The 15,048-nt window shown below is 52.4% G+C and carries 16 protein-coding genes; 10 read left to right on the forward strand and 6 right to left on the reverse strand.

The window, feature by feature from the left end:
* The first annotated feature begins 3 nt into the window (after positions 1–3).
* The 9 genes from rsxA to gstA all read left to right on the forward strand — a co-directional run bounded on the left by rsxA (position 4) and on the right by gstA (position 9,116).
* Complete coding sequence (rsxA, locus tag HV352_RS12000) at positions 4–585, forward strand: electron transport complex subunit RsxA (protein ID WP_003029144.1); 582 nt, start codon at positions 4–6, stop codon at positions 583–585.
* A complete protein-coding gene (gene rsxB, locus HV352_RS12005; RefSeq protein ID WP_006684670.1) occupies positions 585–1,163 on the forward strand; it encodes an electron transport complex subunit RsxB in 579 nt (192 codons plus the stop codon). Before rsxA ends, rsxB begins: the two co-directional genes overlap by 1 nt.
* Positions 1,156–3,273, forward strand: a complete 2,118-nt coding sequence (gene rsxC / locus HV352_RS12010) for an electron transport complex subunit RsxC (protein WP_181634765.1) — start codon at positions 1,156–1,158, stop codon at positions 3,271–3,273. Before rsxB ends, rsxC begins: the two co-directional genes overlap by 8 nt.
* A complete protein-coding gene (gene rsxD, locus HV352_RS12015) occupies positions 3,274–4,326 on the forward strand; it encodes an electron transport complex subunit RsxD (protein WP_016156437.1) in 1,053 nt (350 codons plus the stop codon).
* A 9-nt stretch (positions 4,327–4,335) separates the two neighbouring features.
* Positions 4,336–4,956 carry an electron transport complex subunit RsxG gene (rsxG, locus tag HV352_RS12020; protein ID WP_016153006.1) on the forward strand — a complete coding sequence of 207 codons (621 nt, stop codon included), beginning with the start codon at positions 4,336–4,338 and terminating at the stop codon, positions 4,954–4,956.
* A 3-nt stretch (positions 4,957–4,959) separates the two neighbouring features.
* Positions 4,960–5,652 (forward strand): electron transport complex subunit E, encoded by a 693-nt coding sequence (locus tag HV352_RS12025; RefSeq protein ID WP_016153005.1) that lies wholly within the window; start codon positions 4,960–4,962, stop codon positions 5,650–5,652.
* Positions 5,652–6,287 carry an endonuclease III gene (nth, locus tag HV352_RS12030; protein ID WP_181634766.1) on the forward strand — a complete coding sequence of 212 codons (636 nt, stop codon included), beginning with the start codon at positions 5,652–5,654 and terminating at the stop codon, positions 6,285–6,287. Before HV352_RS12025 ends, nth begins: the two co-directional genes overlap by 1 nt.
* 613 nt (positions 6,288–6,900) lie before the next feature.
* A complete protein-coding gene (gene dtpA / locus HV352_RS12035; RefSeq protein WP_016153003.1) occupies positions 6,901–8,406 on the forward strand; it encodes a dipeptide/tripeptide permease DtpA in 1,506 nt (501 codons plus the stop codon).
* Between the two features lie 104 nt (positions 8,407–8,510).
* Entirely contained in the window at positions 8,511–9,116 is a 606-nt protein-coding gene (gene gstA / locus HV352_RS12040) for a glutathione transferase GstA (RefSeq protein WP_016153002.1), read from the forward strand.
* An 83-nt stretch (positions 9,117–9,199) separates the two neighbouring features.
* Here the strand turns inward: gstA and pdxY are convergent, their stop codons facing one another.
* From pdxY to anmK, 5 genes are all read right to left on the reverse strand, one after another.
* Positions 9,200–10,060: a pyridoxal kinase PdxY gene (pdxY, locus tag HV352_RS12045; protein WP_181625944.1), complete on the reverse strand. Its 861-nt coding sequence runs from the start codon at positions 10,058–10,060 to the stop codon at positions 9,200–9,202.
* 64 nt (positions 10,061–10,124) lie between these two features.
* Positions 10,125–11,399 (reverse strand): tyrosine--tRNA ligase, encoded by a 1,275-nt coding sequence (tyrS, locus tag HV352_RS12050; protein WP_003836431.1) that lies wholly within the window; start codon positions 11,397–11,399, stop codon positions 10,125–10,127.
* A 126-nt stretch (positions 11,400–11,525) separates the two neighbouring features.
* Entirely contained in the window at positions 11,526–12,182 is a 657-nt protein-coding gene (pdxH, locus tag HV352_RS12055; protein WP_003029169.1) for a pyridoxamine 5'-phosphate oxidase, read from the reverse strand.
* A 58-nt stretch (positions 12,183–12,240) separates the two neighbouring features.
* Positions 12,241–12,570, reverse strand: coding sequence for a C-type lysozyme inhibitor (mliC, locus tag HV352_RS12060; RefSeq protein WP_085951051.1), 330 nt, complete (start codon positions 12,568–12,570; stop codon positions 12,241–12,243).
* Between the two features lie 87 nt (positions 12,571–12,657).
* On the reverse strand, positions 12,658–13,779 hold the full coding sequence (gene anmK / locus HV352_RS12065) for an anhydro-N-acetylmuramic acid kinase (protein ID WP_016152999.1): 1,122 nt from the start codon (positions 13,777–13,779) through the stop codon (positions 12,658–12,660).
* A 274-nt stretch (positions 13,780–14,053) separates the two neighbouring features.
* Between anmK and slyB the strand changes: the two genes are divergently transcribed.
* Positions 14,054–14,521 carry an outer membrane lipoprotein SlyB gene (slyB, locus tag HV352_RS12070; protein ID WP_046276343.1) on the forward strand — a complete coding sequence of 156 codons (468 nt, stop codon included), beginning with the start codon at positions 14,054–14,056 and terminating at the stop codon, positions 14,519–14,521.
* 47 nt (positions 14,522–14,568) lie between these two features.
* Here slyB and slyA read toward each other — a convergent pair whose 3' ends face one another.
* Positions 14,569–15,009, reverse strand: a complete 441-nt coding sequence (gene slyA / locus HV352_RS12075) for a transcriptional regulator SlyA (protein ID WP_019076732.1) — start codon at positions 15,007–15,009, stop codon at positions 14,569–14,571.
* Between the last annotated feature and the right edge of the window lie 39 nt (positions 15,010–15,048).

The following is a 15,048-nucleotide window of genomic DNA, read 5'->3' on the forward strand; positions in this document are numbered from 1 at the left end:
AAAATGACTGATTACCTGCTGCTGTTTGTCGGAACTGTACTGGTCAATAACTTTGTACTGGTCAAGTTTCTGGGGCTCTGCCCGTTTATGGGCGTTTCCAAAAAACTGGAAACCGCAATGGGTATGGGCCTTGCCACGACGTTTGTCATGACACTGGCATCCATCTGCGCATGGCTGATTGACACCTGGATCCTCATTCCACTCAATCTCATCTATCTGCGCACGTTGGCTTTTATTCTGGTCATCGCCGTCGTCGTGCAATTTACCGAGATGGTTGTACGCAAAACCAGCCCTGCACTTTACCGCCTGTTGGGGATCTTCCTACCGCTGATCACCACTAACTGCGCGGTATTAGGCGTGGCGTTACTGAATATCAATCTCGGTCATAACTTTTTACAGTCGGCGCTATACGGTTTTTCCGCCGCCGTCGGCTTCTCGCTGGTGATGGTACTGTTCGCCGCCATCCGCGAACGCCTCGCCGTGGCGGACGTGCCTGCTCCGTTTCGCGGTAATGCGATTGCGCTGATTACCGCTGGTTTAATGTCATTGGCCTTTATGGGCTTTAGTGGTTTGGTGAAGTTGTAATGAATGCTATCTGGATTGCCGTTGCCGCAGTGAGTCTACTGGGTCTGGCGTTCGGCGCTATTTTGGGTTACGCCTCACGACGTTTTGCCGTCGAAGATGATCCTGTCGTGGAGAAAATTGATGAAATTCTCCCGCAAAGCCAGTGTGGACAATGCGGCTATCCGGGCTGTCATCCTTACGCTGAAGCGATCGGCTCTCAGGGCGAAAAAATCAACCGTTGCGCACCCGGAGGCGAAGCGGTGATGTTAAAAATTGCCGCCCTGCTGAACGTCGACCCGCAGCCGATTGATGGTGATGAACACGATGTTACCCCCGTGCGTATGCTGGCGGTCATTGATGAAAATAACTGTATCGGTTGTACAAAGTGCATTCAGGCCTGCCCGGTTGATGCGATCGTGGGCGCGACCCGCGCCATGCACACGGTGATGAGCGATCTCTGCACCGGGTGCAACCTGTGCGTTGACCCGTGCCCGACGCAATGTATCGAATTACGCCCGGTGGCCGAGACACCTGATAGCTGGAAATGGGATTTAAACACCATCCCTGTGCGCATCATTCCCGTGGAACAACATGTTTAAGTTATTCTCTGCATTCAGAAAAAACAAAATCTGGGACTTTGATGGCGGCATTCATCCACCAGAAATGAAGACCCAGTCGAACGGTACGCCGCTGCGACAGGTTCCGCTGGCGCCACGCTTTGTTATTCCGCTGAAACAACATATTGGCGCGGAGGGTGAGCTGTGCGTAAACGTAGGCGACACCGTGCTGCGTGGTCAGGCGTTAACCCTTGGGCGTGGTAAAATGCTTCCGGTACATGCGCCAACGTCAGGCACCGTTGTTGCTATTGCCCCGCATTCTACTGCACATCCATCGGCATTAGCTGAGCTGAGCGTTATTATTGACGCCGATGGCGAAGATCGCTGGATTGAGCGAGACGGCTGGGCCGATTACCGTTCCCGCAGCCGGGAAGAGCTGATCGCACGTATTCACCAGTTCGGCGTCGCCGGACTGGGTGGCGCAGGTTTTCCCACCGGCGTTAAGCTGCAGGGCGGCGGAGATAAAATTGAAACGCTGATCATTAACGCTGCTGAATGCGAGCCGTACATTACGGCTGATGACCGCCTGATGCAGGACTGCGCGGCGCAGGTCGTCGAAGGTATCCGCATCCTGGCGCATATTCTTCAGCCACGCGAAATTCTACTGGGCATTGAAGATAACAAGCCACAGGCAATTTCCATGCTGCGCGCGGTGCTGGCTGATTCACACGATATCAGCTTACGCGTAATCCCCACCAAGTACCCGTCAGGCGGGGCCAAGCAGTTAACGCAAATCCTGACCGGCAAGCAGGTTCCCCACGGGGGACGCTCTTCAGATATCGGCGTGCTGATGCAAAACGTTGGAACCGCCTACGCGATTAAACGTGCGGTGATTGACGGAGAACCGATTACCGAGCGTGTCGTGACGCTGACCGGCGAAGCCGTCAGCCGTCCGGGCAACGTCTGGGCGCGTTTAGGCACGCCGGTTCGTCATCTGCTCAACGACGCGGGCTTCTGCCCTTCCGCCGACCAGATGGTAATTATGGGCGGGCCGCTGATGGGCTTTACGCTGCCGTGGCTGGATGTACCGGTGGTGAAGATAACCAACTGTCTTCTGGCGCCCTCTGCCAGTGAAATGGGAGAAACGCCGGAAGAGAAAGGCTGCATTCGCTGTAGCGCATGCGCCGATGCCTGTCCGGCCGATCTCCTGCCGCAACAGCTTTATTGGTTCAGTAAAGGGCAACAGCACGACAAAGCAACAGCGCACAATATCGCGGACTGCATTGAATGCGGTGCCTGCGCCTGGGTATGCCCAAGCAATATTCCACTGGTGCAGTATTTCCGTCAGGAAAAAGCCGAGATTTATGCCATTAGTCAGGAAGAAAAACGTGCCGCTGAAGCGAAAGCGCGATTTGAAGCCCGACAGGCGCGACTCGAACGTGAAAAAGCAGCCCGTCTTGAACGTCACAAAAGCGCTGCCGTTCAGCCTGCGGCTAAAGATCATGATGCCATTGCCGCCGCGCTGGCTCGCGTAAAAGAAAAGCAGGCTCAGGCAATGCAGCCGGTAGTCATTCAGGCTGGCGAAAAACCTGACAATAGTGCCGTGATTGCCGCACGCGAGGCGCGTAAGGCGCAAGCTCGCGCAACCCGGATGGAAAACCCTCCCCAAACTGGAGGCAACAGCACAGAGGTCGACCCGCGTAAAGCTGCAGTGGAAGCGGCAATCGCTCGTGCCAAAGCCCGCAAGCTTGAACAGGAAACCGTAACGGAAACAGCCGAACCGGTGGATCCGCGTAAAGCCGCCGTGGAAGCGGCTATCGCCCGCGCCAAAGCCCGCAAGCTCGAGCAGGAAACCGTAACGGAAACAGCCGAACCGGTGGATCCGCGTAAAGCCGCCGTGGAAGCGGCTATCGCCCGCGCCAAAGCCCGCAAGCTTGAACAGGAAACCGTAACGGAAACAGCCGAACCGGTGGATCCGCGTAAAGCCGCCGTGGAAGCGGCTATCGCCCGCGCCAAAGCTCGCAAGCTCGAGCAGCAGACGGTTACGGAAACAGTCGAACCGGTGGATCCGCGTAAAGCCGCCGTCGCGGCCGCTATTGCACGCGCTCAGGCAAAGAAAGCCGCCCAGCAGCAGGTTGTAAACGAGGAATAAATGGTATTCAGAATAGCAAGCTCCCCTTATACCCATAACCAGCGCCAGACATCGCGTATCATGATGCTGGTGTTACTGGCTGCATTGCCGGGGATCGCCGCTCAGCTGTGGTTCTTTGGCTGGGGTACGTTGTTCCAGATAGTTCTGGCCGCCATCAGCGCTATCGCCGCCGAAGCGGGCGTGCTTAAACTGCGCAAACAACCCATTGTCGCGATTTTAAAAGACAACTCCGCATTGCTCACCGGGTTACTGCTGGCCGTGAGTATTCCCCCGCTCGCCCCCTGGTGGATGGTAGTTTTAGGCACGGTATTCGCCGTTATCATTGCTAAACAGCTGTATGGCGGCCTCGGTCAGAACCCGTTTAACCCCGCCATGATTGGTTACGTGGTGCTGCTTATCTCATTCCCGGTACAGATGACAAGCTGGCTGCCGCCGCATGAAATTGCGGCGACTGTGCCTGGTTTTTTTGACGCCCTGAACGTTATCTTTAGCGGACATACCGCCAGCGGCGGGGATATGAACACGCTGCGTATGGGTATTGATGGTATCAGTCAGGCAACACCTCTCGATACCTTTAAGACTTCGCTGCATGCAGGACGTACTGTTGAGCAGGTGATGCAATACCCAATCTACAGCGGCATGCTTGCAGGCGCTGGCTGGCAGTGGGTTAACCTTGCCTGGCTGGTGGGCGGCGTCGTGTTGCTATGGCAGAAAGCGATTCGCTGGCATATCCCGGTTAGCTTCCTGCTGTCGCTCGCCGTTTGTGCCACTTTAGGCTGGATTTTCTCGCCAGATTCGCTGGCATCGCCCCAGTTGCACCTACTTTCCGGCGCGACCATGCTGGGTGCATTCTTTATTCTTACCGATCCCGTTACAGCATCAACTACCAACCGTGGTCGCCTGATTTTTGGCGCACTTGCGGGCCTGTTAGTGTGGTTGATTCGCAGTTTTGGCGGTTATCCTGATGGCGTGGCTTTTGCCGTATTGCTGGCAAATATCACGGTTCCCCTGATTGATTATTACACCCGCCCTCGCGTGTACGGACATCGCTAAGGACTCCCTATGCTGAAAACGATTCGTAAACACGGTATTACTCTGGCGCTGTTTGCAGCGGGCTCGACGGGGTTAACCGCGGCAATCAATCAATTAACCAAGTCCACCATTGATGAACAAGCCGCGCTGCAGCAAAAAACGCTGTTCGATCAGGTTCTGCCAGGCGATCGCTACAATAATAACTTGTCCGAAAGTTGTTATCTGGTCGATGCGCAGGCGTTGGGCAAAGGCACTCACCGAGTGTATATTGCCCGCCAGGACGATCGTCCTGTTGCAGCAATTCTTGAAGCTACAGCGCCAGATGGTTATTCCGGGGCTATTCAACTGCTGGTTGGTGTCGATTTTTCGGGTACCGTGTTGGGTACGCGGGTGACCGAACATCATGAAACGCCAGGGCTGGGTGATAAAATCGAACTGCGACTGTCCGACTGGATCACCCACTTTAGCGGCAAAACGATCGCTGCGGGTAACGACGCTCACTGGGCGGTGAAAAAAGACGGCGGCGACTTTGACCAGTTTACTGGCGCAACCATTACGCCGCGTGCGGTAGTTAATGCAGTAAAACGCGCCGGTTTGTATGCGCAGACGCTGCCCGCGCAACTTCCTCAACTTAGCGCCTGTGGAGAATAAACCATGAGCGAAATTAAAGACGTTATTGTCCAAGGGTTATGGAAAAATAACTCCGCGCTTGTGCAGTTACTCGGGATGTGTCCGCTGTTGGCCGTTACCTCGACCGCCACTAACGCGCTGGGCCTGGGACTCGCGACTACGCTCGTCCTGACGCTGACGAACCTTACGATTTCAGCCCTTCGTCGCTGGACACCGCCTGAAATTCGTATTCCGATTTATGTCATGATCATCGCCTCCGTGGTGAGCGCGGTGCAAATGTTGATCAATGCCTACGCTTTTGGCCTGTATCAGTCTCTGGGCATCTTTATCCCACTGATTGTGACCAACTGTATTGTTGTTGGCCGCGCTGAAGCTTTCGCAGCCAAAAAAGGCCCTGCGCTATCCGCACTCGATGGCTTTTCCATCGGCATGGGCGCAACTGGTGCCATGTTTGTTCTGGGCTCGCTACGTGAAATAATTGGTAACGGTACACTCTTTGATGGCGCAGACGGTTTGTTGGGTAGCTGGGCCAAAGTATTGCGCGTTGAGATCTTTCATACCGATACGCCGTTTCTGCTGGCCATGCTGCCACCAGGCGCGTTTATTGGCCTGGGTCTGATGCTGGCTGTTAAGTATCTGATTGATGAGAAAATGAAGAAACGTCGTGCCGAGGCGGCTGTCACGGACAGTCCGGCTGGTGAAACAGGGAATGTGTAATGAACAAAGCAAAACGGCTGGAAATACTGACGCGCCTGCGTGAGAACAATCCGCATCCGACAACCGAGCTAAATTTTACATCGCCGTTCGAACTGCTGATTTCAGTCTTGCTCTCCGCGCAGGCCACCGATGTCAGCGTCAATAAAGCGACGGCTAAGCTCTACCCCATCGCCAATACGCCAGCCGCGATGCTGGAGCTAGGCGTTGAAGGGGTTAAGTCCCACATCAAGACAATCGGTTTGTTTAACAGCAAAGCGGAGAACGTGATTAAAACCTGCCGCATTCTGCTGGAGCAACATAATGGTGAAGTGCCTGAAGACCGGGCCGCATTAGAAGCCCTGCCCGGGGTTGGGCGAAAGACGGCTAATGTGGTGTTAAATACCGCCTTTGGCTGGCCCACTATTGCCGTAGACACCCATATTTTTCGCGTTTGTAATCGTACCCAGTTCGCCCCGGGTAAAAACGTTGAGCAGGTTGAAGAGAAGCTGCTGAAAGTCGTACCCAGTGAATTTAAAGTCGATTGCCATCACTGGTTAATTCTTCATGGTCGCTATACCTGCATAGCCAGAAAGCCGCGCTGCGGTTCCTGTATTATCGAAGATCTTTGCGAATTCAAAGAGAAAGTCGATATCTGATGCTGCCGGGGCATACTGCTTGCCCCTCGCTAACATAACGATTAGTTATGCACTCCCCTGAGTTTATTTTCCCGACAATGATGCCGTTCAACCGCGCATATCTAATGCAATATTCTTGTTAATTAACACCTGAGCAGGTTAATCGTTTTTTTAGTAAAAGAAATTTCTATCTATACGTGATCCAGATCATCCAGATAACACAATGTTAAAAAATATTTATTTTTTAGTTAAAGTGACAATCAGATGACCTAACTGAACAGTTTCTAAACAAAACATTACACTGGCTATTTTTCAGATAATGGCCTATATCACTGGATTCAAGCGCAAATAGCAGAACATATCGCCACATTGCGGTTTTTACCCTGATTAAACAGTGTAAAAATCTGCCATTTTTCAAATGAAGAAATTTAACGCTAGATAACATTTCACAGTCCCGACGATTTCACCAGCCATGATATATGTAACAGATTATTACAAACCACTTGTCTGAATGGTCAAGATAGTGAACATTACTTTCCGTTTCCCCTCCCACTATAACAATCGGACGGATGAACTTGACTCATCACGTGCCTGAACACCCCCGTTGATATGGGATGTAAAAAAAGAGGTAAAAGTGTCTACTGCAAACAATAAACCAACAGAAAGCGTAAGTTTAAACGCCTTCAAACAACCAAAAGCGTTCTATCTCATTTTCTCTATTGAGCTGTGGGAGCGTTTTGGTTATTACGGCCTGCAAGGAATTATGGCCGTCTACCTGGTTAAACAACTGGGTATGTCAGAAGCGGATTCCATCACCCTTTTCTCGTCCTTTAGCGCCCTGGTGTACGGTCTGGTTGCCATTGGCGGCTGGTTAGGTGATAAAGTTCTGGGTACAAAACGTGTCATTATGCTGGGTGCCGTTGTCCTGGCCATCGGTTATGCGTTGGTAGCATGGTCCGGTCACGATGCGGGTATCGTTTATATGGGCATGGCGGCCATCGCGGTCGGTAACGGCCTGTTTAAAGCAAACCCATCATCCCTGCTCTCTACCTGCTATGCCAAAGATGACCCGCGTCTTGATGGTGCATTTACCATGTACTACATGTCCGTCAACATCGGTTCATTCTTCTCTATGCTGGCAACACCGTGGTTGGCTGCGCATTACGGCTGGAGCACCGCGTTCGCTCTGAGCGTCGTGGGTATGCTGATTACCGTTGTTAACTTCGCATTCTGTCAGCGCTGGGTTAAACAGTACGGTTCTAAACCTGACTTTGAGCCGATCAACTTCCGTAACCTGTTGCTGACTATTGTTGGCGTCGTGGTACTGATCGCTATTGCAACCTGGTTGCTGCACAACCAGCAGATCGCTCGTATGGTTCTGGGCGTCATTGCTCTGGGTATCGTGTTTATCTTCGGTAAAGAAGCATTCACCATGCACGGTGCTGCGCGTCGTAAAATGATCGTCGCCTTCATTCTGATGCTGGAAGCGATTATCTTCTTCGTGCTGTACAGCCAGATGCCGACCTCACTGAACTTCTTCGCGATTCGTAACGTTGAGCACTCTATTCTTGGCATTGCTTTCGAACCTGAGCAGTACCAGGCACTGAACCCGTTCTGGATCATCATTGGTAGCCCAATCCTCGCCGCTATCTATAACAAGATGGGCGATACTCTGCCGATGCCAACCAAGTTTGCGATTGGTATGGTGCTGTGTTCCGGTGCGTTCCTGATCCTGCCTCTGGGTGCTAAATTCGCTACTGATGCGGGCATCGTTTCCGTTAACTGGCTGATCATCTGCTACGGTCTGCAAAGTATCGGTGAACTGATGATCTCCGGTCTGGGTCTGGCAATGGTGGCTCAGTTGGTTCCGCAACGCCTGATGGGCTTCATCATGGGTAGCTGGTTCCTGACCACTGCCGGTGCAAACATCATCGGTGGTTACGTAGCCAACATGATGGCTGTACCAGAGAACGTCACTGACCCGCTGATGTCCCTTGAAGTCTACGGTCGTGTGTTCCTGCAGATTGGTGTTGCTACGGCTGTTATCGCTGTTCTGATGCTACTGACGGCACCGAAACTGAATCGTATGACTCAGGACGATGACGTCAATGAGAAAGCCTCTAAGGCCGCGACAGCGTAATTCTCAGGGAAACTCTTTTTCAGGCCGCTAACTGGTGTTAGCGGCTTTTTTTTTGCCTGAGCTAGCACTACCATACGATATACCTCAGCCAAAAGGAGTTACCGATGAAACTGTTCTACAAACCGGGCGCTTGTTCTCTTGCTTCCCACATCACACTTCGTGAGAGCGGTAAAGATTTCACGCTGGATGGTGTTGATCTGATGAAGAAGCGCCTGGAAAACGGCGATGATTTTTTCGCGGTAAACCCAAAAGGGCAAGTTCCCGCGCTGCTGCTGGATGACGGTACGCTACTGACCGAAGGCGTCGCCATCATGCAATACCTGGCGGACACCGTTCCAGACCGTCAACTCCTTGCCCCGACCAGCAGCCTCTCCCGTTACAAAACCATTGAATGGCTTAACTACATTGCGACAGAACTGCATAAAGGCTTTACCCCACTGTTCCGTCCCGATACGCCGGAAGACTTCAAGCCAACCGTTCGCGCGCTGCTGGAGAAAAAAATGCAGTATGTGAACGACGCGCTGCAAGATAACCAATGGATCTGCGGTTCGCGCTTCAGCATTGCGGACGCCTATTTGTTCACCGTGCTGCGTTGGGCCTATGCGGTTAAGCTGAATATGGCAGGATTAAGCAATATCGATGCGTATATGGCGCGTATGGCTGAACGTCCGGCGGTTGCCGCGGCGTTGAAAGCAGAAGGGTTAAATTAATTGTTGTTGCCGGGTAGCGCTTGCGCTTACCCGGCCTTCAGCCAAACGCAGGCCCGATAAGCGTGAGCGCCATCGGGCATTGGTTACAGCTGCGTCGCGCTGAAGTAGTGTTCAGGTTTCGCGATACAATCCTGCGCAGCCACAACCTGCAGCTCATACTCGTGCATTTTTTTGGTGGCAATCATCACTTCGTACACCGCCGCCGTCACGTGCTCCAGCGCCTGCTGTAAAGACGCGCCCTGCAGCAGTTTAACCAACAACAAGCCGCTGGTGACATCACCCACGCCAACCGGTTGACGTGCGCCAAAATCGACTAACGGTCGGCTGATATGCCATGCCTGTTCAGCAGTAACTAACAGCATCTCGAAACGATCTGCGCTGATACCCGCGCGAGCCAGGTGCTTCACCAGCACAATCTCTGGTCCCTGAGCGATGAGTTCACGCGCTGCCGCCACGGCCTCATTAACATTGTTCACCGCATGCTCGCACAGAATTTCGAGCTCAACCAAGTTCGGGGCGATAATATCGCTGGCTGGAAGCGCATGGCGTACATGAAACTCCGCTACGCCCGGCGCGACGATACACCCTTTTTCCGGATGGCCCATCACCGGGTCACAAAAATATTTCGCCTGCGGATTGGCCGCTTTTACTTTGCGTACAATACCCAGAATATGCTCGCCCTGTTCAGCCGAGCCAAGATAGCCGCTCAGTACTGCGTCACAAGTCTGGAGTTTATCGATATCTGCAATGCCCTGGACAATGTCAGTCAGATGACTCGGCGGCATAACGCAACCGCTCCATTTGCCGTACTGTGTGTGGTTAGAAAACTGAACGGTATTCAGCGGCCAGACATTTGCGCCAAGACGACGCATTGGAAATTCTGCTGCACTGTTGCCTGCATGACCAAAAACAACGTGGGACTGGATGGCGAGGATATTCTTCATTTTACTTACCACAACCCTGAAAAAATAAAGGGGCGTAGTTTCCCACGCCCCTGCTAACTAAATCTTACTTCCAGCAAATCAGACAATAGTTCTTCTTGCCACGGCGCAGTAAGGTGTAGCGCCCGAACAGGATATCACTCTCCTGGAAGAAATATTCCGGATCGGATTGCTTCTCACCGTTGATGGTCACCGCATTAGACGCGATAGTCTTACGTGCCTGGCCGCGAGAAGGTTGCAGCTCGGAGTCCACCAGCGCCTGCATCAGATCGGCACCTTTGTCCATCTCGATCATCGGCACGCCATCCTGCGCCAGCTGTTCGAAATCCGCTTCGCTCAAATCGCTCAGATTACCGTTGAACAAGCTTTCGGTAATACGTTTTGCCGCTACCAGACCTTCTTCGCCGTGAACCAGACGCGTTACTTGCTCAGCCAGAACATACTGGGCGCGCGGCGCTTTACCGCTATTTTTATCTTCTTCTTCCAGCGCATTGATCTCTTCAATGTCCATGAAGGTGAAGAATTTCAGGAAGCGATAAACATCCGCATCGGCGGTATTGATCCAGAACTGGTAGAATTTGTACGGACTGGTTTTCTTCGGATCCAGCCACACAGCGCCGCCTTCCGTTTTACCGAATTTCGTGCCGTCAGCTTTAGTGATCAACGGAACGGTCAGACCAAACACCTGGTTCTGGTGCAGACGACGGGTCAAATCGATACCCGAAGTAATATTGCCCCACTGGTCAGAACCGCCAATCTGCAGCGCAACACCGTGCAGTTTGTTCAGGCAGGCAAAGTCATAACCCTGCAGCAGGTTGTAAGAAAACTCGGTAAAAGAGATCCCCTGATCGTCACGGTTCAGACGCTGCTTCACCGCTTCTTTGTTGATCATCTGGTTAACGGAGAAGTGTTTGCCGATATCACGCAGGAAAGTCAGTACATTCATACTGCCAAACCAGTCATAGTTGTTCGCAGCAATCGCCGAGTTGTCGCCACAGTCGAAATCGAGGAACGGTGCAACCTGTTTGCGGATTTTATCCACCCACTCCTGCACGGTGTCTTCGGTATTCAGTTTACGCTCAGCGGCTTTAAAGCTCGGGTCACCAATCAGACCGGTTGCGCCGCCCACCAGTGCGACAGGTTTATGGCCTGCCTGCTGGAAGCGTTTCAGGCATAACAATGGAACCAGATGCCCCAAATGCAAGCTGTCAGCGGTAGGATCGAAGCCGCAATAGAGCGCGATCGGGCCTTGCGCCAGTCGCTCTGCTAACGCTTCCTCGTCCGTCACCTGGGCCACCAGCCCCCGCTCTTGCAATTGTTTAATCAAGTTACTGCTTGCCATCAAAATCTCCATGTATAAAACGACTGCACCTTAGCCGGTACACGACTTTTCGCCTGATGCGAAAGAAACATAGAATAAAGCGCCGGATTGTTCAGCACCAGCGCTTAAAACAAGAATTTTGCATCTTTAGGGGGCCAGGCGATCAATTTTCCACGCGTTATCTTCGCGTTGGTATAAAAAACGATCGTGCAGACGGTTTTCGCCACCCTGCCAGAACTCCATCTGCTCAATACTCACGCGAAAGCCTCCCCAGAAACTGGGCAGTGGAACTTCACCTTGCTGAAACTTCTGCTTCAGTTCGAGGAATTTGCTTTCCAGAATACCGCGCGCGGAGATCCGACTGGATTGCTTAGAGACCCAGGCGCCAATCTGGCTATCACGTGGGCGACTGTGGAAGTATTTCACCACTTCCAGCGTGGATAGGCGCTCAGCCTTGCCGATCACCATCACCTGCCGTTCCAGCGTATGCCAGGGAAACAGGAGGCTGATGCGTGGGTTTTTCTCAATCTGATGTGCCTTACGGCTACCGAGGTTGGTATAGAAAACCAGCCCTTTGTCATCATAATGTTTGAGCAACACGATACGCTGATAAGGCTGACCGTTTTCATCGACGGTAGCAACGACCATCGCAGTGGGATCGGCCAGTTTGGCGTCACAGGCTTGCCCCAGCCAGCGCTCGAACAGCGCAAGGGGCTCGGCGGGAAGATCGCGGCGGCGGAGACCGCCTTTCGTGTATTCACGGCGCAAATGCGCGATTTGCTGCAATTCGTCGTTATCAGACATGATGTTGGCTACGGATTGTCAGTGGGTGACGCTATTGTGCGCCGCCCAGGTGAAAATCTCAACGCTTCGGGTTCTGTAACTGACAGTTATTTAGCACAATTCTGTCTCGTTTATAGACCGTTGCCTCATCGCCTTTAGACCAGAAGACGTAAATACCATCGGTATAGCGAGCACCTGATGCCGACACGCCCTGTTTGAGGTTCAATAGCTGATTATCATAAACAAAACTCGCCATCTGACGGGTATTGTTCAGCTTCACGGTAAGCGGTTTTTCGTCACAGCGGTATTCGAGGGTATCCGTTTGCATACGCTCGACAAATTGGTTGTACACGCTGCACCCGCTAAGCAGTACCGGCAGACACACTAACAACAGTTTTTTCATAGCCATATCCTGAAGACTTTCCTGGTCCTGGAGGGTAATGGCACCCTCCCTAATATCCCTAGTTTATCGACATATGGCGCTGAATAATTTCAGTTAACTCTGAGTTCGTGGGTTAGCAGGGTAAATTGCCCCTAAAACGCTCGGTTCTGATGCGCCGGTCACAGAAGGCAGATTTCCCGGTAATCCCGCCAGCGTTCGCCACGCCAGCCAGGCAAAAGCCAGGGCCTCCATATCATCGCCGCTGATCCCAGCCTCATCGGTTGAAGTGACCTCTGTCCCTGGCAATAACGCCGCCAGACGCATCATCAGTAGCGGATTACGGCTGCCGCCGCCGCATACCATTAGCCGTTCACAGCCTCCGCTTAGCAAGACCTGCTCGGAAATGGTCACCGCCGTCAGTTCGGCAAGCGTCGCCTGCACATCCCGCGGGCTTATTCCCGGGAACTGCGCCATATGACGTTCTATCCAGCCATAATTGAAATACTCGCGGCCAGTGCTTTTCGGCGCAGGCGCAGAAAAATAAGGATCGTTAAGCATATTTTGCAGTAAAGGCAGGATCACCGTTCCCGATGTGGCCCACTGCGCATCTTTGTCGTAGGGTTGGCCGCATTGCCGCCAGATCCAGGCATCCATCAGCATATTGCCCGGCCCGGTGTCGTAACCGCGAACGGGTTGCTGTGGGATAAGCAGAGACAGATTGGCAATTCCGCCAATGTTTAGCACCATCCGCCGCTCCGTTGGATGAGCCAACAGCGCCTGATGAAAAGCGGGAACCAACGGCGCGCCCTGCCCGCCGAGAGCGATATCGCGGCGACGAAAATCGCCGATCACCGTTATCCCGGTACGCGCGACGATTTGATTGTTGTCGCCAATTTGCAGCGTGTGCGGCGCAATTCCCGTCGGTTCATGCCACACGGTTTGCCCATGACAGCCAATCGCAACGATCTCCTGCGGTTTCAATTTTTCCTGTGCCAACAGTGCATTCACCGCCTCGGCAAACAGATAACCGAGCTGTGCGTCGAGTTGGCCAAACTGCGATAGCGTAAGCTGCTGCCCCTGGCAGATATCCAGGATCGCCTGCTTTATATGGAGAGGGATAGGCCAGGTCAGACTCGCCTGTTGCGCAACCATCGTTTCATCTATTGTCGCCAGCACAACATCGACACCATCAAGGCTGGTTCCAGACATTACACCGATAAAACGGCCCGATTTCATATGTCATCCTTTTAAGCAAATTAGCCTTGACACTCAACCATAAAGTGCCGACTAATGCCATGCTTCCTTAATGATTTTTGAGGGCTAATCATTACAATGGACGCTTTATTACATCAATTATATGAATGATTCGTTTATACTCGGTATATCCGATTTCGGTTAAGATTTTCATATTGTTCCAGTAGAACATGTGACCTTAGGCTCACAAGTGCCATATAATTTAGCCATGAAGGGTGCTTTATTAGCGTTTCGTGGTGTTAAAGGAGATTTGTAAATGATTAAACGTGTGCTGATTGTTGCATTAATGGGTGTGTCTTTGGCGGGCTGCGTTAACAATGATAGCCTTTCAGGCGACGTATACACCGCATCCGAAGCGAAACAAGTTCAGAACGTAACCTACGGTACAATTGTTCATGTTCGTCCGGTGCAAATCCAGGGTGGTGATGACGCAAACGTGATTGGCGCCATTGGTGGTGCGGTACTCGGCGGGTTCCTGGGTAACACCGTCGGCGGCGGTACGGGTCGTTCATTAGCCACGGCGGCTGGCGCAGTTGCCGGTGGCGTAGCGGGTCAAGGTGTACAAGGTGCGATGAATAAAACCCAGGGTGTAGAACTGGAAATCCGTAAGGACGACGGTAATACCATCATGGTGGTTCAGAAACAGGGTGCAACCAAGTTCTCAGCTGGCCAGCGCGTTGTTATGGCTAACAACGGCAGCCAGGTTACCGTGTCTCCACGCTAATCGAATTCACGTGTGGTCAGGCTCTGGCCACACGTCATCTTATCGTTTCAGCCCTGTGACTGTAGTTCAATAATATTGTGTTCCAGTCTGGCGACCAGTTTAATCAGCAGATCAATTTCCTCAGCTGAAATCCCTTCCAAAATTTCTCCACGCGTCTTGTTGATAACCGCTTCCATATCTGCAATCAGCGGCTCTGCTTTTTCTGTCAGTTTAATTCTCTTAGCCCGACGATCGCTGGCGCAAGTCTGTCGTGAAATGAGTCCCTTTTCTTCCAGCTGGTCAAGCGTGCGTACCAACGAAGGCTGCTCGATGCCAATCGCTTTAGCCAACTGAATCTGCGATTGATCAGGCGGCAATTGATGAATGTTGTGCAGCGTAACCCAATGCGTCTGCGTCAACTCCAGAGGTTTCAGGCGATGGTCAATCAGAGCACGCCAAATGCGCACCAACCGTGCCAGATCAGAACCTAATGGCGATTCCAATTTCATCTCCTTATAATTAGCTTGCTAAGTTATTATGCTGATTTT

Source organism: Citrobacter sp. RHBSTW-01044 (assembly GCF_013781945.1).
Classification (GTDB): Bacteria; Pseudomonadota; Gammaproteobacteria; order Enterobacterales; family Enterobacteriaceae; genus Citrobacter; species Citrobacter braakii.